This is a genomic window from Rhodococcus sp. APC 3903 (assembly GCF_030407755.1).
In the GTDB taxonomy this organism is placed as follows: Bacteria; Actinomycetota; Actinomycetes; order Mycobacteriales; family Mycobacteriaceae; genus Rhodococcus_F; species Rhodococcus_F erythropolis.
Genome location: NZ_JASDCV010000020.1, coordinates 96,391 through 115,712 on the forward strand (window position 1 = coordinate 96,391; position 19,322 = coordinate 115,712).

Genomic DNA, 19,322 nt, shown 5'->3' on the forward strand with positions numbered 1-19,322 from the left:
ACTGGAATCGCACTGTTGTCTCGCGCTCCTCGAATTTTCATCAATGTCCGGCGACGAGCCTAGCCGCCGCCACCGACGACAGCCGCACTCGAAGCGCGTACTCATGGCCGTTCTCACTCCGGCCGGCGAGGTTTCGCTGTTCTCGCATCCTGCCGACCTGCACGCGAATTGTCTCAGAAATGTGCGACACGTCGGCGCCATGGTTGGGCAACCGGGTGTGTCGTCAGGGATGCTGGAGACATCATGAGTGAAGCGCGAGGCGAGAAGTCGAGCGGAAGTGATCTGCACCACCGCAGATGGCATCCGCTACGCCGCACCGGGCAGTTGATCGGTCGCACACTGAGCAAGGCCTGGGACGATTCCATCTTCGGAAAGGCGGCTACGGCCGCGTTCTGGCAAACGCTGTCACTGGCTCCCCTGCTGCTGGGCCTTCTCGGAATGATCGGCTACATCGGTGGGTGGTTCGGACCCAACACCGTCGAGATAATCGAATCCAAGATCGTCACGTTCAGCGGAACGATCTTCAGCGAAAGCGTCGTCGACCAGATCATCCGCCCGACGGTGACGGACGTCCTTCAGCGCGGACGACCGGAGATCATCTCGGTGGGCTTCCTGCTCTCCCTGTGGGCGGGATCGTCGGCGATCAGTACGTTCGTCGACTCGATCGTGGAAGCACACGGTCAGCAGGATGCACGCAATCCCATCTGGCAGCGCATCTTCGCCCTGCTGCTCTACGTGATGTTCCTGGTGATGGCTGTGTTCATTCTGCCGCTGGTAGCTCTAGGGCCGACGCTCGTCGGGCGAGCACTGCCGGCCTCCTGGTACGTGGTCGGCTCGAATCTGGTCGACACGTTCTACTACCCCGCTGTCGGTCTGCTGGTGATCATCGGCCTCACGACGCTCTACAAAGTCGCTCTACCGAAGTCGCTGCCGTGGCATCGGCTGCTCGCGGGCGCGCTGGTCGCCGGTGTGTTCTTCATGGCCGCCAGTACCGGATTGCGCTGGTATCTGGGATTTGTCACCAGCACCGGCTACACGTACGGCGCACTGGCAACGCCGATCGCATTTCTGCTCTTCACGTTCTTCCTCGGTTTCGCCGTCGTCCTCGGCGCCGAGTTCAACGCGACGGTTCAGGAGTTCTGGCCGGCTCGTGCCACTCGGATGGAGCAGATGCGAGAGTGGCTTGCGGCTCAGAACACCGACGACGAGACCGGTCCGGTCACCAACCTGACCTGGCACCTGGCCACCAGCCCGATCCGCATCTCGGGCGACAAAGCGGATCCGGCCACGGTCCCCTCGTACGGGCGGCCCCGCAGCAGACAAACGGAGTCGCGCCAGAACTCGTGCGTCGACCAAGATCCCTGCGATGAACCGCAGGCAGACGCGAAGAGCCCGGCGGCCGACTGCGTCGAGACTGTCGATCCGCCGAGCTCCGGAAGTACTCCCGCGCGCGTGACCCGAGGTCAGTCGCCCTTGCGCAGCCCTTCGTAAATCTTCTTGCAGTCCGGGCACACCGGTGATCCCGGCTTGGCGGACTTCGTCACGGGAAACACCTCGCCGCACAGCGCGACGACATGGGTTCCCATGACGGCGCTCTCGGCGATCTTGTTCTTCTTCACGTAGTGGAAGAACTTCGGGGTGTCGTCGTCGGTCGTTTCGTCGGTGGAGACGTCGGGACGTTCCTTGGTTTGAGTGCTCACCCCTCCAATAATGCCGTCTCCGTCACAGCGGTGCGACCCACGGGTCGTGTGCAATTGTCGGCCGAGAGTGGAACAGTGGAGTCATGGCACGAAATGGCGCGTTCGGCAGGTCCGACGAGGCCGGGACTCCCGATAATCCCGTACTGATCACCGAAGCGCAGAAGTCCGTCGAAGAACAGCACAAAGCCCGAGTGCGCAAGTACATGATCATCATGTCCTTCCGGTTCCCGGCGTTGATCCTCGCGGCGATCGCGTACGGCATCTGGGCCAACGCCTGGATCTCGATGCTCATCATCGGTGCATCCATTCCGCTTCCCTGGATCGCCGTCCTGATCGCCAACGACCGACCACCGCGCACCAAGGACGAACCGAGCCGATACGACGGACGAAAGAAGACCGCAGGCGAGATCGAATCCGCGACGCACCACACCATCGAAGGCTGACAAGTTCCGCCTGCGAGAATGACGGGGTGAGAAGCGAAACGCTCCTGTCCATCACCCCTGCGCTGCGTGAGGCCCTGCTTCGCAATCGATTCGACACGGGAACCATGCTCGAGGCATTGGGTCCCGAAGTTCACGCCGCTCTCGGCCGAAGTGAGCCGGTACCCGTGCGCCGCGCCACCCGAGAACTCGGGGACCTGGGCGTTCTCATCAGACTGTTCCTTCTCGCCGATGATTGCCCGGCAGGCGACGTCGCCGCGGCGTTGACTCCGCTGACAATTGCGCAGTGCGTCGACGCCGGCCTGCTCGAAGGTGAGAACTTCGACAGTGAGAATCCGCTCGTGCGGGCCGCGGTCGATCTTCGCCCCATCGACGTCGGCGACGGCGACCGTTGGGTGATCTCGGATCTCGACGGCGGAATCCGTCCCAAGAAGGCCACGGCCGATCACGTGCTGGGAGTCGGGCATGCGTCACTGTCCTTGCTGCAGGCCACGCCCACCGCGAAGGTCGGCAGCGTGCTCGACCTCGGTACGGGATGCGGCATCCAAGCCCTGCACGCGAACACATACGCGGATTCGGTCACCGCAACCGACATCAATCAACGCGCCGTCGACCTCACGGCCGCAACCATGGCGCTCAACGGACTGGACGTCGAACTGCTTCAAGGGTCCTGGTTCGAACCCGTCGAGGGTCGAACCTTCGACCAGGTGGTCGCCAATCCCCCGTTTGTCGTCGGCGAGGCGCGCGTCCATCACACGTACCGCGATTCCGGCCTCGATCTCGACGGTGCGAGCGAATTGATGATCTCGCGCTCGATCGACTATCTGAACCCCGGCGGCACGGCAGCACTGTTGGCCTCGTGGGTGCACATCGAAGGACAGGACTGGCGTTCGCGGATCGCGTCGTGGCTGCCGGCGCACGGCGTCGACGCCTGGGTGGTGCAGCGCGACGTGGCGGACCCAGCTCTGTACGTCGGCACGTGGCTCAAGGACGGCGGGCAGGATCCGCGAGATCCGGAATCGGCATCGAGAGCAAACGCCTGGCTGGATCACCTCGAAGAAGCCGATGTCGAGGGCGTCGGCTTCGGTTTCGTGTTCCTTCGCCGCACCGACTCCCCCACCGACCTGATGGCCGAGGACCTCGTGCACGGCTTCTCGGACCCGCTCGGGGCCGAGGCGCTCGCTTACTTCGACCGTCTTGCCTGGTTGCGTGAACACGACGTCCTCGAGGAACGATTCGTCCTCGATCCGGACACGGCTCTCGAACGCGTCTACCTCCCCGGCGACGAGGGATGGCAGCAAGTGGTCACGCGTGTGCACCGCGGCAACGGACCGCACTGGCAGCACGAGATCGACGAGCTCGGTGCTGCGCTGCTGGCCGGGCTCCGAGCGGACGGACTGGTGGTCGACGAACTGGTCGAACTTCTCGCCGCGGCGAACGGCGAAGACCCGGACCAGCTACGTGAGGCCGTCGTCACATTGCTGGTCTCGCTTGTCCGGCACGGGTTGGTGCTTCCCGTCACGAACTGAGTTCCCGGTGAGTTGCAGATTTTTGTGTTCTCAGCAACTTCTCAGGACGACTGGGAAATAACTGCAGGTCACGGCGTTTTAGCGGAAATCGGCGCGGGAACTTTCCCGGAACTCTCACACGTTGAACTGTGTGAGAGACCGCCGATAGGGAGGCAAGTCATGACAAGCCCCAGCACCACTACTCGCATTCGTCCGAGCGCCGCAGATCTGGACGCCCAGAGCCCGGCCGCAGACCTGGTCCGCGTCTACCTGAACGGGATCGGTCGTACTGCACTGCTGACAGCAGCAGACGAGGTCGAACTGGCGAAGCGAATCGAAGCGGGGCTGTACGCCAGCCACGTCCTTGCCACGGGAAAGCGCCTGACAGTCGCCAAGAAGAGGGATCTCGCAACGATCGTTCGCGAGGGACAGTCGGCGCGTAGCCACCTCCTGGAAGCGAACCTGCGACTCGTCGTGTCGCTGGCCAAGCGCTACACCGGCCGCGGAATGCCGCTCCTCGATCTCATTCAAGAAGGCAACCTCGGACTCATCCGTGCCATGGAGAAGTTCGACTACGCCAAGGGCTTCAAGTTCTCGACGTACGCCACCTGGTGGATCCGTCAGGCGATCACCCGCGGAATGGCTGATCAGAGCCGCACCATCCGGCTCCCAGTCCACCTCGTGGAGCAGGTCAACAAGCTCGCCCGCATCAAGCGTGAACTGCACCAGCAGCTCGGGCGCGAAGCGACGGACGACGAGTTGGCCGAAGAGTCGGGCATTCCCGCCCACAAGATCGCGGACCTGCTCGACCACAGCCGCGACCCGGTAAGCCTGGACATGCCAGTCGGCAACGACGAAGAAGCTCCCTTGGGCGACTTCATCGAAGATTCCGAGGCAACTTCGGCGGAGAACGCCGTCATCGCCGGTCTGCTGCACAGCGATGTGCGCAGCGTGCTCGGGACGCTCGACGAGCGCGAGCAGCAGGTCATCCGACTTCGCTACGGTCTCGACGACGGCCAGCCTCGCACACTCGATCAGATCGGCAAGCTCTTCGGCCTCTCGCGTGAGCGGGTTCGTCAGATCGAGCGTGAGGTCATGGGCAAGCTCCGCGTCGGCGATCGCGCCGAGAAACTGCGTTCCTACGCGAGCTGATCAAACAACACAGCACGTGCGTCAGCGCGCCACACCACTCGCGCTGACGCACCGCACAAAGCACCGGCCACCGCTTATTCCCTCCCCCTCGGGAATGTGCGGTGGCCGGTGTTGTTCGCTGTGTCTACCGCAACCGCAGCGTCTACCGCAGACGCTGTATCTACCGCAGACGCCTGGGCCCCAGGTCGATTGCGCTCGGCTCTGGCCCGATGCGTACTCGCGAATCGGTGATCTCCGCGCCGGTAGCCGAAGCAAGTACCGGCTCACAGGCCAGTTCGCGGACTTCCGGAATGTCGTCGGCCAGCGCCGAGATCCGCTGGACCAGATCGACCAAGGCACCCTTGTTGACCGGAACGGCATTTCGATATCCGGAGAGCAGCGGCGCTGCCTTGGGCGCGTCGATCAACTCCGTAGCAGCGTCTTCCGTGAGCGGCAGTACGCGATAGGCACGGTCCCCGAGGAGATCGGAGATCACACCGGCGAGACCGAATGAGATCAGCGAACCGAACGACGGGTCGTCTTGGACACCAACCACACACCCGATGCCCTTGGTTGCCATTTTCTGCACGTGCAGCAGCGGTTCACCCGACGCGGCCGCAAGATCTCGGTAAGCGAGGCGCACCGATTCAGGTCCACTCAGATCCAGCCTGACGCCGCCCAGATCCGGTCGGTGGCGCCACATTTCGCCGGTTGCCTTGACCGCGACCGGGTAGCCGACAGCATCCGCTGCCTCTACAGCTTCGTCTTCGCTCAGGACCGAACGGAATTCGACGACTGCAACCCCGTAGCACTCGAGAAGAGCTGCTGCTTCGACGTCCGAAAGCCAACGGCCAGGCGAGTTTTCAAGCCAGGCGGCCACCATCTTCTGGGCTCGTTCGGAGTCGATTCCCGCGGGGCGAACAACCTTCGACGCAGGCTTGCTGCGCCACTCCGCGTAACGCCAGGCCCTCGCCAACGCCAGTGCGGCGCGCTCCGGCCCCGGGTAGGACGGCACCGAACCGCGGGTCGGGTTTCCGACTTCGTCGCGGACCGCCAGGACGTCCGGCACACCCTCGGCTGCGAGGAACGTCGTGAGAATCGGCTTGTCCGAGCCGGCGACGGCGTCTTTGAGTGCTTTCGCGAACGGCTCGACCGGAATGGCAACCGGAGGAACGAAGACGGCGATGACGGCATCGACGTCGAACGACGCCAACGCGTCGCGCACGGCAGCGGCGAACAGTTCCGGACTCGCCTGGGCGCCAAGGTCGACCGGGTCGCTGACCTGCAAACCTTCACTGCGGGCGGCGTCCGCGGCAAGGACACCGAGCGCGGTCGAGTTGCCGATGACAGCAAGCCGCGGACCCGCCGGCAACGGCTGGTATCCGAAGAGCAAGGCGCAGTCGAACAATTGTGAAATGGAGCCGACCTGGATGACGCCCGCCTGTTCGAAGAGAGCACGGACGATGGAATCGTCGATCTCCACTCCGGTGGCGGCGAGAACCGGCGGAACCGCGTGCCGACCGCTCTTGACCGCGACGATCGGCTTCTTCCGCGCAACTCGACGGGCGATCCGGGAGAACTTTCGTGGGTTGCCGAAGCTCTCCAGGTAGAGAAGGACCACTTCGGTGGACTGGTCGGAATCCCAGTACTGCAGAAGGTCGTTGCCCGAGACGTCCGCACGGTTGCCGGCAGAAACGAAGGCGGACAACCCGATTCGGCTGCGCGCGGCTTCGTCGAGAATGGCGATACCGAGCGCGCCGGACTGACAGAAGAAGCCCACGTTGCCTGCCACCGGCAAGACCGGCGCCAGAGTCGCATTCAACGAGATCGCGGGGTCGTTGTTCGCCACCCCCAGTGCATTCGGACCGATGAGGCGCATTCCGTGAGCGCGTGCTGCATGGACCAGTTTGCGTTCGGACGAGCGTCCGTCCGGGCCGCTCTCGCTGAAGCCCGACGAGACCACCACCAGCGCTTTGACGCCCTTGTCGAGGCAGTCGTCGAGTACCGAATTGATCGATTCCGCAGGTACAGCCACGACGGCGAGATCGACGTCGTCGGGGATGTCGCGAACAGTTGGGTACGCCCGCACCCCGTGAACCGAACGATGCTCCGCGTTGACGGGGTAGACCGGTCCGGTGAATCCGCCGCGCAGCAGGTTGGTCAACACCGCGTTACCCACCTTGGCGGGGTCCGCTGATGCGCCGATCACTGCCACCGATCGTGGACTCAGCACGTTTCCCATGCTGCGGGCCTCAGCTGCCCGCTCACGCGAATTACGTACTGAAACAAGCGCTTCCGTCGGGTCGATCGCGAATTCGAGGCGCAGCACGCCACCGTCGAAGGAGCGGCTCACCTGATACCCCGCCTCACGGAACACCGTCACCATGTTGCGGTTCTCGGACAGGACCTCGGCGACGAACATCGTCAGGCCGTTCTCGGCCGCTGCTGCTGCCAGGTATTCGAGCAGGATCGGGCCGAGGCCGCGCCCCTGGTGTGCGTCGGCGACGACGAAGGCGACCTCGGCAGACTTTCCGTCACCGACGTCGAGGAGTCGCTCGTAGCGACCCACCGCGATGATCTCGTCGCCGAGCATCATCACGAAGGCGACGCGGTTGTGGTGGTCGACCGTCGTGAAATTCTTCACGTCGCGCGCCGACATCGTGGGGTACGGACCGAAGTAGCGCAGGTACCGGGTCCGCTCGGAGAGTTTGCCGTGGAATTCGACGAGCTTGTCCGCGTCCTCGGGAACGATGGGTCGCAACGCCACCGCGCCGCCGTCGGAGGCGAGAACGTCGACTACCCACGAATGGGGATAGGTGTGAGCCGGGTCGGTCTTCGGCGCCTGGTCGCTCGCGCCGCCGGCATCGGTATCGGACTGTTCAGTCACGGGGATCCTCCGGGTCGAGTCCGAGTAGCGGGAACGAAGCGCGGCGTGTGGCGATGATCGCCGAGTCGATTCGGGTGAGTGCACGATCTACCGAGGCGACACCTGTCTCCGGTGTACCACCCGGGCCGTCCCACGGGGTGTATGCGACATCTCCGCCGTCGCCCATGGTCGGCGGGAGGTCGACGCTCGGCGCTCGCAGCTTCGTCGATTCCTTCCACTCGTCAGGCACAGCTGTGTCGACGTCGACCTCGCGATCGAGCGCGGCAGCGATCAGGTGAGTCCATGCCCTCGGCACGACGCGAACCAGTCCGTATCCGCCGCCGCCGACTGCCAGCCACCGGCCCTCGGAGTAGCGGTCGGCAAGATCGCGCATTGCCAGGAACGCTGCTCGCTGGCCGTCGACGGTCAGAGCGAGGTCCGCGAGCGGGTCCTCGCGGTGCGAGTCGACTCCACACTGGCTGATGATGATCTGCGGGCGGAAGGCAGCAATGGCCCCCGGGACGACGGCGTGAAATGCGCGCAGCCACAACGCGTCGACGGTCCCGGGAAGCACCGGGATGTTCACCGCCGTACCTTCGGCGGCCCCGTCGCCGACCTCGCTCGACCATCCGGTGTTCGGCCACAAGGTTGCCGGGTGCTGATGCAGCGAGACCGTGAGCACCCGCGGGTCCCCGAGGAACGCATGTTGCACTCCGTCGCCGTGGTGAGCGTCGACGTCGATGTAGGCGATGCGGTCGTAGCCGTTGTCGAGCAGCCACGAAATCGCCACAGCCGCATCGTTGTAGACGCAGAATCCCGAAGCCCAATCCGCCATCGCATGGTGCATGCCGCCGCCGATGCTGACCGCGCGACGCGTACGTCCCGAAGCGATTTCCTGCGCTGCGGCCAGCGAGCCGCCGGCGAGGATCGCACTTGCTTCGTGCATGTGCGGGAAGACCGGGTTGTCCTCGGTACCGAGCCCGTGGGGAACATCCTGGCCGCTCACACCGTTGTTCGCAGAGTTACCCGCGTCTTTGACCGCTGCAAGATATGCCGGTGTGTGGATTCTGAGGAGGTCGGCATCGGACGCGGCGCTCGGTTCGAGAAATTCGATGCCCTCGAGAAGTCCGAGGCTTCGCGTGAGTGCCATCGTGAGATCGAGGCGAGTGGGATTCATCGGGTGATCGGCGCTCCACCGATAGCTCAGGTACTCCGGACTCCACACCACGACTCGATTCGCTCGAGACGCCGCGGGGTCCCCGTCAGATCTGATCGACGCGGTCATGGGATCACGCTACTTCCTTCTCGTTTCGTGCCGCACACCACACTCGTGGCCCGCTTCGGAGACCGAGATCGAGTGACACGAATCCAATTCGGACACGCGCTGGACTCGCCGCAGTGGAGGCGGCACCGGAACCACGAACTGAACGGTAGAATGATCAACTGACGAAGGGGTTGAGTGTGAAGGATCTAGTCGACACCACGGAGATGTATCTCCGGACGATCTACGACTTGGAAGAAGAGGGCGTAGTCCCACTCCGGGCGCGGATCGCCGAACGGCTCGAACAGAGCGGACCCACCGTCAGCCAGACAGTTGCGCGTATGGAGCGCGACGGCTTGCTGATGGTCGCCGGCGATCGACATCTGGAACTCACCGACAAGGGTCGCGATCTCGCGATCTCTGTCATGCGTAAGCACCGGTTGGCAGAGCGCCTACTGGTGGACGTCATCGGTCTCAAATGGGAAGACGTACATGCCGAGGCATGCCGTTGGGAGCACGTGATGAGCGAGGAGGTCGAGCGTCGGCTCGTCGTCGTTCTGAACAACCCCACGACGTCGCCATACGGCAACCCGATTCCGGGCTTGGACCAGTTGGGACTCGACGGCCCGGTTGCCACCACCGAAACGTTGGTGCGCCTGACCGATATTCCGCACGGCGCACAGACAGCTGTGGTCGTTCGGCGACTCGCCGAGCACGTGCAGTCCGATCCCGAGGTGATCGCGCAGCTGCGTGACGCCGGCGTCGTTCCCGACGCCAGGGTGACGGTCGAAACCCGTCCGGGCTCGGTGACCATCATCGTGCCGGGTCACAGCGGGTTCGACCTGTCCGAGGAAATGGCTCACGCCGTTCAGGTCAAGCAGGTCTGAGGAACTAGATGAAACTCCTGGTCACCGGCGGCGCCGGTTACGTCGGCAGTGTGTGCAGCACTGTGTTGCTCGAGCGTGGACACGAAGTTGTCGTCATCGACGACCTCTCCACCGGAAATGCCGACGCGGTGCCTGCCGGTGCCGAGTTCATCGAAGGGGATGTGGGGGCGCTGGCCGCCGACATCCTCGGCAGTGCGGGTTCACCGGTTTTCGACGGCGTACTTCACTTCGCTGCGCAGTCGCTGGTCGGCGAATCCGTGCTGCACCCCGAAAAGTACTGGCGCGGAAACGTCGTCACGACCATCGAACTGCTCGAGGCGATTCGTGTCTCCGGCACTCCCCGGCTCGTGTTCTCTTCCACCGCCGCGACGTACGGCGAGCCGGAGCAGTCCCCCATCGTGGAAACCGCTCCGACCCGCCCTACGAATCCGTACGGCGCGACCAAGCTCGCGATCGATCATGCGATCACCTCGTACTCGATCGCCCACGGCCTCGGCGCTACCAGCTTGCGCTACTTCAACGTCGCGGGTGCGTACAAGTCCGCCGGCGAGAACCGGGTGATCGAAACCCACCTGATTCCGCTCGTCCTTCAGGTCGCACTCGAGCAGCGAGACAAAATCTCGGTATTCGGAACCGACTGGCCCACGCCGGACGGCACCGCGGTACGCGACTACATACACGTGCTTGACCTCGCCGAAGCGCATCTGCTGGCGCTCGAATCCTCGGTTCCCGGCGAGCACCGCATCTACAACCTCGGAAGTGGTGCCGGCTTCAGCGTGCGCGAGGTGATCGCTGCCTGTGCGCGGGTCACCGGCCTGCCGATCAACGTCGAAGACGCGTCACGACGGCTGGGTGATCCGGCCGTACTGATCGCATCGAGCGACAAGGCGATTGCCGAGTTGGGTTGGACGCCCACGCGTACCGATCTCGACGTCATCGTCGCCGATGCGTGGCAGTTCCTCCAGGATCTGGGCGACCGCTCACACGCTGCTCGCTAGCTTCCACTCGGCAGTGCCGGCGGCAAACCGGCAATTCCGAGCGATTCCCCGATGGACAATCCGACGGCCGCAAGCTCACGGATCCCATCGGGGTGCACACCGGATTGCAGCGATAAATCCAGCAATCCGGCCAAGGTGTGTTCCGAATCGGCCGACAGTGCGGCCGACAGCGCAACACCTGCCAGGGGCCCGTCGCCGCGCACGTATGCAAAGAACCCGAGAAGTGTTGCCGGCCAAGCTCGTTCGGGAGACGGTACTTCATGGGTAAGTACGAGCCACAATTGCTCGGCATGTGCGGCAACCGACGTGATCGCCAGACCCAACACCACGTCGCGCACGTGAACGTCCGTCAAAGCGACCACCAGATCGGCGCATTCCTGCGGGTCAGGGTAGTAAGTGCCCGCCTCCACACGGCGGACATGTTCCAACACCAGATCGACCCGGCGCTGAACTGCTGCATCACGGCCTGATCCTCCGCTGCACTCACCCGATTCTCGGCGGCTCGCGATCAGTCGGGCAATAGCGTCGTGATTGCGAGCGGCACCGTGTACCCACCGGACCAGTTCCTCGCGCGAACGGCGAATGACCCTCCCGCCCAACACTTGCGCCGCCGCGACCGACGAAGATGCCGGGTCTGGCAGGGTGCCGCGGTGAATCGAACGCGTGACGCTCGTCCACGGCTGGCCAGATTCTATTGCGGCCGTGCACAATACGTCAGCCAGATCGACGCAGGTTCCGCCGAGCATGTCTTCGAATACCTCGGCCAGCTCGATCGTTTCGTCGATGAGAGTTTCAGCTGTCGAGCAATCGGTGATCACCACGAGAACGACTGCACGCGCTCCTTCCCCGTCACACACGGCGGCGAACTGGCGCAGCGCCGCGCTCATCTGCTTCGCAGGCTTTCCCTTGACGCTGGGAAAGTAGTCGTGTCGCATTACCGGGCCGAGCGTCGAGGCGGAGGCGCCCAACAGAGACAGCGCAACGACGGAGTTGGACGGATGGAATCCTAGGAGGGCGGGTATTGCCGCGATCAGTTCGCCTGGATCGGAAACACGTTCAACGCGTCCGAAGAGGGCCAGGTCGTCGTCGGAGAATTCGAATTCTCCTGGAAGAGGTGATGTGGTCATGCACAGACCCTCGTCGATCGCCCCGATGCCGCCATCCGCTCGACCAGGGAAAACAGCGACGCCGAATTCGTCTGTGGATTATCGAGTCAGTTGGGGACGAACTATCGCGCCGCACCGAAAAGGTCCGCTCTGTGTCGGACCCGTGTGCTGCGAAATCACTTGCCTGCTTTGACCTTCTGTACGGCTGCGGTGAACGCTTGATCCAGAGGTGCCGTGGAGGGCGTCGCAGAACCGAACGTCATCAGTGTTGTTGCTACCCGTACGTCGCCGACCTGCGCGATCAATGTCAGCATCGTCTGATCGCCGGCTGCGGCTTTGGGGGACACGACGGTGCGGCGAAGTGACATCGTCTTGTCGGCATCGATCGGCGACGGCGGAAGAATTTCCGTCGTCACTGTAGTGGTGACGCCGTTCGCAGTGACCGTCATGGACGGGCACTGGCGCGTTTGCGCTTCCAACTCGTCCAGTGGTGCATCGACCTTCGTGAGTTCGACCGAAATCGTTGCCCTCGTCGCATTGTCGGTCCCGACCGCCATCACGGTCCCGTTCGGACCGTAATCCTGGTCCGGTGGCTCACATTCGGATGGATCGACGGTGGCACCGCGTGGGACGCCGACTAGATCCGGCGCTGCCATCGGAACGGCCTGCGGGGGCAGCACAACAGCGCCGAAGGGCTCGGGAAATTCCTCGGGAGTCAGCAGCAGTTCGGACAACGGTGCCGCCGTTTTCGGAGAGGTGGATTTCGGCGTCGAGGATTTGGGTGCAGTCGTCGTACTCGGCGCCGCCGAGCCGCTGTCGGTCGCACCGGCAGTCGCCGGCGCGGAGTCCGGAACGGGTGCACCTTGGACCGACCCGGAGCAGCCCGCGAGTAGTGCAACGGCGGCCACCGCAGCAAGGGAGCATGCGGCCACTCGCCTGGACGATCGTGGACACACCCGCATGTAAGCCTCCGCACTCGACCTCGACCGATCCCGACAATCGACCAATGCATTTCGGACAAATCGGCCGTGCCGACCTTGTCTTCCACTCTGCCATGTCCGAAGCCGCGCACCCGCCATCTAGCGAACGCCCAGGCCAAGTGTCGAAAGATACCGCTCGGCTTCGCTCTCGGCGAACGTCCGTCTCGTCGGATCGGGAATGATCGGTCACCGACTCGGTGTTCTTACCGATGAACGTCTGATCCAGTGCTGTCGGGCACCTGACTCCGATGCTGTCGAGCGTGCGCCGATAGTGGACACTTGAGATCAAGACCGAAGAGCGAAGGGGACTGCGATGGACGAACAGTCGAGGATGTACGAGCTGGAATTTCCGGCGCCCCAGTTGGCGGCTGCCGACGGCCAGGGACCGATCCTGATTCACGGACTCGAGGGTTACTCCGACGCCGGTCACGCCGTGAAGTTGGCGACGACGCATCTGCGGGAAAGCCTGGAAACCGAGCTTGTCGCGTCGTTTGCTGTCGACGAGCTGATCGACTACCGCTCACGTCGACCAACGATGACGTTCAAGGCCGATCATTTCTCCGATTACGACGCTCCGGCGCTCAATCTGTACGCACTGCGCGATACGGCCGGCACGCCGTTCCTGCTGCTCGCAGGGATGGAACCGGACCTCAAGTGGGAGCGGTTCACCACAGCCGTTCGTCTGTTGTCCGAACAGCTGGGAGTGCGTCGAACCATCGGGCTCAACGCGATTCCGATGGCAATCCCGCACACCCGACCGCTGGGTGTGACAGCACATTCGACCAACAAGGACCTGATCCAGGACCATCAGCGTTGGTCAGGTGAACTGCAGGTTCCCGGCAGCGCATCGTCACTCCTCGAGCTTCGTATGTCTCAGCACGGGCACGAGGCGATGGGCTTTTCGGTGCATGTCCCCCACTACCTCGCGCAAACGGACTACCCGGGCGCCGCAGAGACTTTGCTCGAAAACGTTTCCGAGGTTTCGGATCTGGAATTGCCCTTGGTTGCACTGGGTGAGGCCGCGGCGCGCGTTCGGGAACAGGTTAACGAGCACATAGCCGGGAACGAAGAAGTTCAGACTGTAGTCCACGCTTTGGAGCGTCAATACGACACTTTTGTCGCCGCTCAGGAACAACAGTCGTCCCTTCTGGCCGGCGAGGCCGACCTTCCCAGCGGTGACGAGATCGGCGCAGAGTTCGAAAAGTTCCTGGCCGAACAGGCAGGAAATGACGACTTCGGCTCAGCTGGAGACCTCGATCGAGGCGACAACTGACGAAAATGTGACGGGCGGGGCGCATAATTCGACATTGTGCGCATTCCGCAACCCCTCCGTTACCTGGGCTGTTGTTCAGGACACATCCGTCGGATAGCCTCAAACTCTGTGTGATTTTCGTTGACGGCTCAACAACTGGAGCAGACAGTCAACGTGGTCACACGCCGAGCCAGGAGGCGACATGAGCAGACCACGGAACCGTCAGCTCCGACCGGTCCCCGACGAGGAACCGCGGATGATGTTCCGGACGATTCACGGCTACCGACGCGCATTTCGGATAGCCGGCGAGGGTCCGGCAGTACTGCTCCTGCACGGAATCGGCGACAACTCGTCGACGTGGACCGAGATCATTCCCCACCTCGCCAAGAAGTACACCGTCATCGCACCTGACCTGTTGGGTCACGGCCGCTCCGACAAGCCGCGCGCAGATTACTCGGTAGCCGCGTACGCCAACGGCATGCGTGATCTTCTGTCGACGCTCGGTATCGAGCACGTCACCGTCATCGGGCATTCGCTCGGCGGCGGCGTCGCGATGCAGTTCTCGTATCAGTTCCCGCACATGGTCGATCGCCTCGTGCTGGTCTCGGCCGGTGGCGTCACCAAGGACGTCCACCCGCTGCTGCGGCTCATGTCCGTTCCGGTGGTCAACGAGGTCGTCAAACTGCTCCGGATACCTGGCGCGATGCCGCTCGTCCGGATGGCCGGAAACCTTGCCGGTGTCGTCCACGGTTCGAATCTGCGCCCCGGCACCATGTTGCACGACACGCCGGACCTGATTCGAGTGCTCGCTGATCTCCCCGACCCCACTGCCTACGAGGCTTACCTTCGTACGCTGCGGGCCGTCGTGGACTGGCGCGGACAGGTCGTCACGATGCTCGACCGCTGTTATCTGACCGAGAATCTGCCGGTTCAACTGATCTGGGGCGACGACGACTCCGTCATTCCCGTCTCCCACGCTCACCTCGCGCACGCGGCGATGCCGAACTCACGTCTCGAAATCTTCCGCGGCTCGGGCCACTTCCCGTTCCGCGACGATCCGATGCGTTTCCTGCAGATCGTCGAAGATTTTCTTTCCAGCACCGCACCACTCGTCTTCGACGAGGCCCGCTGGCGTCACATGCTGATCTCCGGCGTCGGCGAGAACACCATCACCGGAACGTCGTCCACCCGCATGGCAGTGCTCGACGCCATGGGCTCGGACGAGCGAAGCGCAACCTGATCCGCGGTTGCGGCTAGCCTGTACGAGTGCTGCTGACGGAACTTCTCCCCGACAACGCGGATCCTGATTCCGTTTTCGACGCCTTCTCTTCGTGGACCCTCGAACGAGGTTTGACGCTCTATCCTGCCCAGGAAGAGGCCGTCATGGAGTTGGTCTCGGGTGCAAACGTGATCCTTGCGACGCCGACCGGGTCCGGTAAATCGATGGTAGCGATCGGCGCGCATTTCTATGCGATGTCGCTCGGCAAGCGCACCTATTACACAGCGCCGATCAAGGCCTTGGTGAGTGAGAAGTTCTTTGCGCTGTGTGAGGTCTTCGGTGCCGAGAACGTCGGCATGATGACCGGCGACGCCGCCGTGAACTCGTCGGCGCCGATCATTTGTGCGACGGCAGAGATCGTCGCGAATCTCGCACTGCGAGAGGGCCCGAACTCCGATATCGGCCAAGTCGTGATGGACGAGTTCCATTTCTACTCCGAACCCGATCGAGGTTGGGCGTGGCAGGTTCCGCTCATAGAGTTGCCGCACGCGCAGTTCCTCTTGATGTCGGCAACTCTCGGTGAGGTCGACTTCTTCTCCGAGGATCTGACGCGTCGCACCGGGAAGCCGACCACCGTCGTCTCCGGCACGGAACGCCCTGTGCCTTTGATGTTCTCGTACGCGACCACGCCGGTCGGCGAAACCATCGAAGATCTGGTGACCACCAACCAGTCCCCTGTCTACATCGTGCATTTCACGCAGGCGGCCGCGCTCGAGCGCGCCCAGGCACTGACGAGCGTCAACTTCTGTTCCAAGGCCGAGAAGGAAGCGATCGCCGAAGCGCTGGGCGGTTTCCGCTTCACCACGGGGTTCGGAAAGACACTCTCGCGCCTGGTCCGGCACGGCATCGGCGTTCACCATGCTGGCATGTTGCCCAAGTACCGACGGCTCATCGAAGTTCTCGCGCAGGACGGGCTTCTCAAGGTGATCTGCGGTACCGACACGCTGGGCGTCGGAATCAACGTCCCGATCCGCACAGTGCTGCTGACCGGTCTCGCCAAGTACGACGGCGTCCGCACACGGCATCTGAAGGCCCGCGAGTTCCATCAGATCGCCGGCCGCGCGGGTCGTGCAGGCTACGACACGATGGGCACCGTTGTCGTCCAGGCACCGGAACACGAAGTGGAGAATCTGCGGGCAGTCGCCAAGGCCGGCGACGATCCGAAGAAGATCAAGAAGATTCAACGCAAGAAGGCTCCCGAGGGGTTTGTGTCCTGGAGCGAAGCGACGTTCGACCGCTTGGTCGCGGCATCGCCCGAACCGTTGGTATCGCGATTCTCGGTCAGCAACTCGATGCTGCTCAATGTCATTGCCCGCCCGGGCAACTGCTTCGACGCGATGCGGCATCTGTTGGAGGACAACCACGAATCGCGTCCGGCGCAACGCAAGCACATCCTCAAAGCGATCTCGCTGTATCGCGGATTGCTCAGCGCCGGCATCGTGGAACGCCTCGACGAACCCGACGAGTACGGCCGCATGGCTCGGTTGACGATGGACCTGCAACGCGACTTCGCCTTGAACCAGCCACTCTCACCGTTCGCCTTGGCGGCATTCGAACTTCTCGACGTCGAATCCGACAGTTACGCACTCGATGTCGTCTCGATCATCGAGTCGACGCTCGACGATCCGCGTCAGGTTCTGATGGCGCAGCAGCACTTCGCGCGCGGCGAAGCGGTGGCGCAGATGAAGGCGGACGGCATCGAGTACGAGGAGCGCATGGAGCTTCTCGAAGAGGTCACCTGGCCGAAACCGTTGTCGGACTTGCTGTTCCCGGCTTTCGAAATGTACCGGGGTGGCCACCCGTGGATCACCGAGTTCACCCTCTCCCCCAAGTCCGTGGTGCGCGACATGATCGAACGCGCCATGACGTTTGCCGAATTGATCAGCCATTACGGACTCACCCGGTCCGAGGGCCTCGTCCTGCGCTACCTCGCCGACGCCTACCGCGCGCTGAGGCAAACCGTCCCGACCGAAGCGCGCACCGAGGAACTCGAAGACATCATCGAGTGGTTGGGCGAGCTGATCCGTCAGGTCGACTCGAGCCTGCTCGACGAGTGGGAGTCACTCACCGACCCCGGAGCCGAGGCAGACACGGAAGAGGTTGCGTTCGGCGCCGACATTCCCCGTCCCATCTCGGCGAACCCGCGCGCATTCCGCGTCATGGTGCGCAATGCGATGTTCCGACGCATCGATCTCGCGTCGCGTCGACAGTGGAACGAGCTGGAAAACCTCGAGGACGGTATCGAGGCCGCCGAGTGGGAAGAGCAACTACTGCCGTACTTCGAGGAGTACGCAACCATCGGAACCGGGCCGTCGGCGCGCGGTCCGGCGCTCTTCCAGGTCACTGAGGACGGAGAGTTCTGGCGGGTGCGGCAGGTGCTCGAGGATCCGGAGGGCGATCACGGATGGGCGCTGCTTGCCGTCGTCGACATCCCGGAATCGGATGCCGCGGGTGAAATCGTGTTCGACGAACTGAGCGTCGTAGAAGGCTAGCGCCTGTGCGCCTTTCTGGTAGTCATCGCTACCGGAAAGGCGCACAGGGGGCGTCAGCCCCTTCGAGCCTTCCGCGGCTGGTTACGACGCGCAGCGCGCTTTTCCTTGATGCGAACGTTTTCGGCCCGCACGTCGGCCTGAACAGCGCGTTCCTTTTCGAGCCAATCAGGCTTCTCTTCGAGGAGTGCGGCGATCTGATCCGTGGTGAGTGCTTCTTCGACGCCGCCGCGGGCCAGGCCGGCGATCGATACGCCCAGCTTGGCGGCGATGACCGGGCGAGGGTGCGGTCCGGTGCGTCGCAGCTCCAGCAGCCACTCCGGCGGATCGGTCTGCAGAGCGGTCAGCTCGTCACGAGTCACGTCGCCTTCCTGGAACTGCGCAGGTGTTGCTTCCAGGTACACACCCAGCTTCTTGGCAGCCGTCGTCGGCTTCATCGTCTGGGGAGTTTTGTTCGACGTCATGCAACAAGAGTAACCAGCCGATACGGGTGCTTTTACCAAGGCGGTAGCCTTGCCTGGTGACAGACGCGGATAGTCAGGCAATTTTTCGACTCGCGTACGCCCCGGGGGTGACGCCCACCAAGTGGGTCCGGGTGTGGCACGAGCGGCTCCCCGAGGTGCGTCTGGAACTTGTTCAGTTCCCGGTTCTCGAACTCGAAGCTGCACTTCGCGCAGGTGAAGCAGATGCAGGGTTGGTTCGCCTGCCGATCGACCGGACCGGCATCAGCGCCATCTCGCTGTATGCGGAAACCCCGGTGGTGGTGGTACCGAAAGATCACGTGTTCACTACTGTCGATCAGATTTCCGTCGACGATCTGGCCGACGAGATAGTGCTCGATCCTCTCGACGACAGACTCGACTGGCCGACCCGTCCCGGAAAGACCGCCGCCGAGCGACCCGCGACCATCGCCGACGCCATCGAGTTGGTGGCCGCCGGCGTCGGAGTTGTCGTGGTTCCCCATTCGCTGGCGCGGTTCCACCATCGCAAGGACCTGACCTTCCGTCCGGTGGACGGTGCGCCCGAGGCTCCTGTGGCTTTGGCATGGATGGAGTCCAAGACCACATATCTGGTCGAGGAACTTATCGGCATCGTGCGGGGCCGAACGGCGCAGAGTTCCCGCGGCCGAAACGGTGAGCCGGCGGAGAAGATCAAGGGCTCCGTCAAGGCCAAGATCGCGGCCCGCGAGCGTCGCGCAGAAGCTGCCAAGAACGGGCAGAAAGCTAAGGGCGCCGGCACCGCAAAGAACATATCCGGACGCAACGCCGGTTCCGGTAAGGCCAAGGCCGGCGGCAAATCGGGCAGCGGCAAGTCCGGTGGGACCAAGAGTTCGGGTGGCCGGTTCTCCGGAAAGCAGAAGGGCCGCTAGGGCTTTCACACAACCCCCTCGACCGCGAGGACGATGACGCAGCCCTCGAGGTCGGG

16 protein-coding genes are annotated in these 19,322 nt (G+C 63.4%); 10 read left to right on the top strand and 6 right to left on the bottom strand.

The annotated features are described in order from the left end of the window. The first annotated feature begins 243 nt into the window (after positions 1 to 243). Positions 244 to 1,491, top strand: coding sequence for a YihY/virulence factor BrkB family protein (locus QMA15_RS25180; RefSeq protein ID WP_279164308.1), 1,248 nt, complete (start codon positions 244 to 246; stop codon positions 1,489 to 1,491). Here QMA15_RS25180 and QMA15_RS25185 read toward each other — a convergent pair. Continuing rightward, on the bottom strand, positions 1,464 to 1,700 hold the full coding sequence (locus tag QMA15_RS25185; protein WP_003942602.1) for a DUF3039 domain-containing protein: 237 nt from the start codon (positions 1,698 to 1,700) through the stop codon (positions 1,464 to 1,466). The two genes, QMA15_RS25180 and QMA15_RS25185, sit on opposite strands and share 28 nt — an antisense overlap. An 83-nt stretch (positions 1,701 to 1,783) precedes the next feature. Between QMA15_RS25185 and QMA15_RS25190 the strand changes: the two genes are divergently transcribed. From QMA15_RS25190 to QMA15_RS25200, 3 genes are all read left to right on the top strand, one after another. After that, entirely contained in the window at positions 1,784 to 2,143 is a 360-nt protein-coding gene (locus QMA15_RS25190; RefSeq protein WP_019748237.1) for a DUF3099 domain-containing protein, read from the top strand. A gap of 26 nt (positions 2,144 to 2,169) precedes the next feature. After that, positions 2,170 to 3,669, top strand: a complete 1,500-nt coding sequence (locus QMA15_RS25195) for a methyltransferase (RefSeq protein WP_279164307.1) — start codon at positions 2,170 to 2,172, stop codon at positions 3,667 to 3,669. A gap of 159 nt (positions 3,670 to 3,828) precedes the next feature. Continuing rightward, positions 3,829 to 4,800 (top strand): sigma-70 family RNA polymerase sigma factor, encoded by a 972-nt coding sequence (locus tag QMA15_RS25200; protein ID WP_003942639.1) that lies wholly within the window; start codon positions 3,829 to 3,831, stop codon positions 4,798 to 4,800. A 160-nt stretch (positions 4,801 to 4,960) separates the two neighbouring features. Here QMA15_RS25200 and QMA15_RS25205 read toward each other — a convergent pair whose 3' ends face one another. Together QMA15_RS25205 and QMA15_RS25210 are read right to left on the bottom strand one after the other, a co-directional pair. After that, positions 4,961 to 7,666, bottom strand: a complete 2,706-nt coding sequence (locus tag QMA15_RS25205) for a bifunctional GNAT family N-acetyltransferase/acetate--CoA ligase family protein (protein ID WP_020969494.1) — start codon at positions 7,664 to 7,666, stop codon at positions 4,961 to 4,963. Next, positions 7,659 to 8,930 carry an acetoin utilization protein AcuC gene (locus QMA15_RS25210; RefSeq protein WP_279164306.1) on the bottom strand — a complete coding sequence of 424 codons (1,272 nt, stop codon included), beginning with the start codon at positions 8,928 to 8,930 and terminating at the stop codon, positions 7,659 to 7,661. The genes QMA15_RS25205 and QMA15_RS25210 overlap by 8 nt, the downstream gene beginning before the upstream one ends. 176 nt (positions 8,931 to 9,106) lie before the next feature. Here QMA15_RS25210 and QMA15_RS25215 point away from each other — a divergent pair, with 176 nt between their 5' ends. Together QMA15_RS25215 and galE are read left to right on the top strand one after the other, a co-directional pair. Further along, positions 9,107 to 9,793, top strand: a complete 687-nt coding sequence (locus QMA15_RS25215) for a metal-dependent transcriptional regulator (RefSeq protein ID WP_003942150.1) — start codon at positions 9,107 to 9,109, stop codon at positions 9,791 to 9,793. 8 nt (positions 9,794 to 9,801) lie between these two features. Next, positions 9,802 to 10,791 carry a UDP-glucose 4-epimerase GalE gene (gene galE / locus QMA15_RS25220; RefSeq protein WP_029255256.1) on the top strand — a complete coding sequence of 330 codons (990 nt, stop codon included), beginning with the start codon at positions 9,802 to 9,804 and terminating at the stop codon, positions 10,789 to 10,791. Here the strand turns inward: galE and QMA15_RS25225 are convergent. Further along, positions 10,788 to 11,918 (bottom strand): DUF4192 domain-containing protein, encoded by a 1,131-nt coding sequence (locus QMA15_RS25225; RefSeq protein WP_279164305.1) that lies wholly within the window; start codon positions 11,916 to 11,918, stop codon positions 10,788 to 10,790. The genes galE and QMA15_RS25225 overlap by 4 nt on opposite strands. 155 nt (positions 11,919 to 12,073) lie before the next feature. Further along, positions 12,074 to 12,829, bottom strand: coding sequence for a sensor domain-containing protein (locus tag QMA15_RS25230; protein ID WP_195791944.1), 756 nt, complete (start codon positions 12,827 to 12,829; stop codon positions 12,074 to 12,076). A 361-nt stretch (positions 12,830 to 13,190) separates the two neighbouring features. Between QMA15_RS25230 and QMA15_RS25235 the strand changes: the two genes are divergently transcribed. From QMA15_RS25235 to QMA15_RS25245, 3 genes are all read left to right on the top strand, one after another. After that, on the top strand, positions 13,191 to 14,150 hold the full coding sequence (locus QMA15_RS25235; RefSeq protein WP_003942198.1) for a PAC2 family protein: 960 nt from the start codon (positions 13,191 to 13,193) through the stop codon (positions 14,148 to 14,150). Positions 14,151 to 14,331: 181 nt separating this feature from the next. Then, the gene (locus QMA15_RS25240) at positions 14,332 to 15,369 is read left to right on the top strand and encodes an alpha/beta hydrolase (RefSeq protein ID WP_019748230.1); all 1,038 of its coding nucleotides are present in this window, start codon (positions 14,332 to 14,334) and stop codon (positions 15,367 to 15,369) included. Positions 15,370 to 15,395: 26 nt separating this feature from the next. Beyond that, complete coding sequence (locus QMA15_RS25245) at positions 15,396 to 17,900, top strand: DEAD/DEAH box helicase (protein ID WP_290287067.1); 2,505 nt, start codon at positions 15,396 to 15,398, stop codon at positions 17,898 to 17,900. Between the two features lie 53 nt (positions 17,901 to 17,953). On the opposite strand, the gene QMA15_RS25250 is transcribed toward QMA15_RS25245, so the two are convergent. Then, positions 17,954 to 18,361, bottom strand: a complete 408-nt coding sequence (locus tag QMA15_RS25250; protein ID WP_019748228.1) for a DUF5997 family protein — start codon at positions 18,359 to 18,361, stop codon at positions 17,954 to 17,956. Positions 18,362 to 18,417: 56 nt separating this feature from the next. Between QMA15_RS25250 and QMA15_RS25255 the strand changes: the two genes are divergently transcribed. After that, entirely contained in the window at positions 18,418 to 19,266 is an 849-nt protein-coding gene (locus QMA15_RS25255) for a LysR substrate-binding domain-containing protein (RefSeq protein ID WP_279164304.1), read from the top strand. The last annotated feature ends 56 nt before the right edge of the window (positions 19,267 to 19,322 follow it).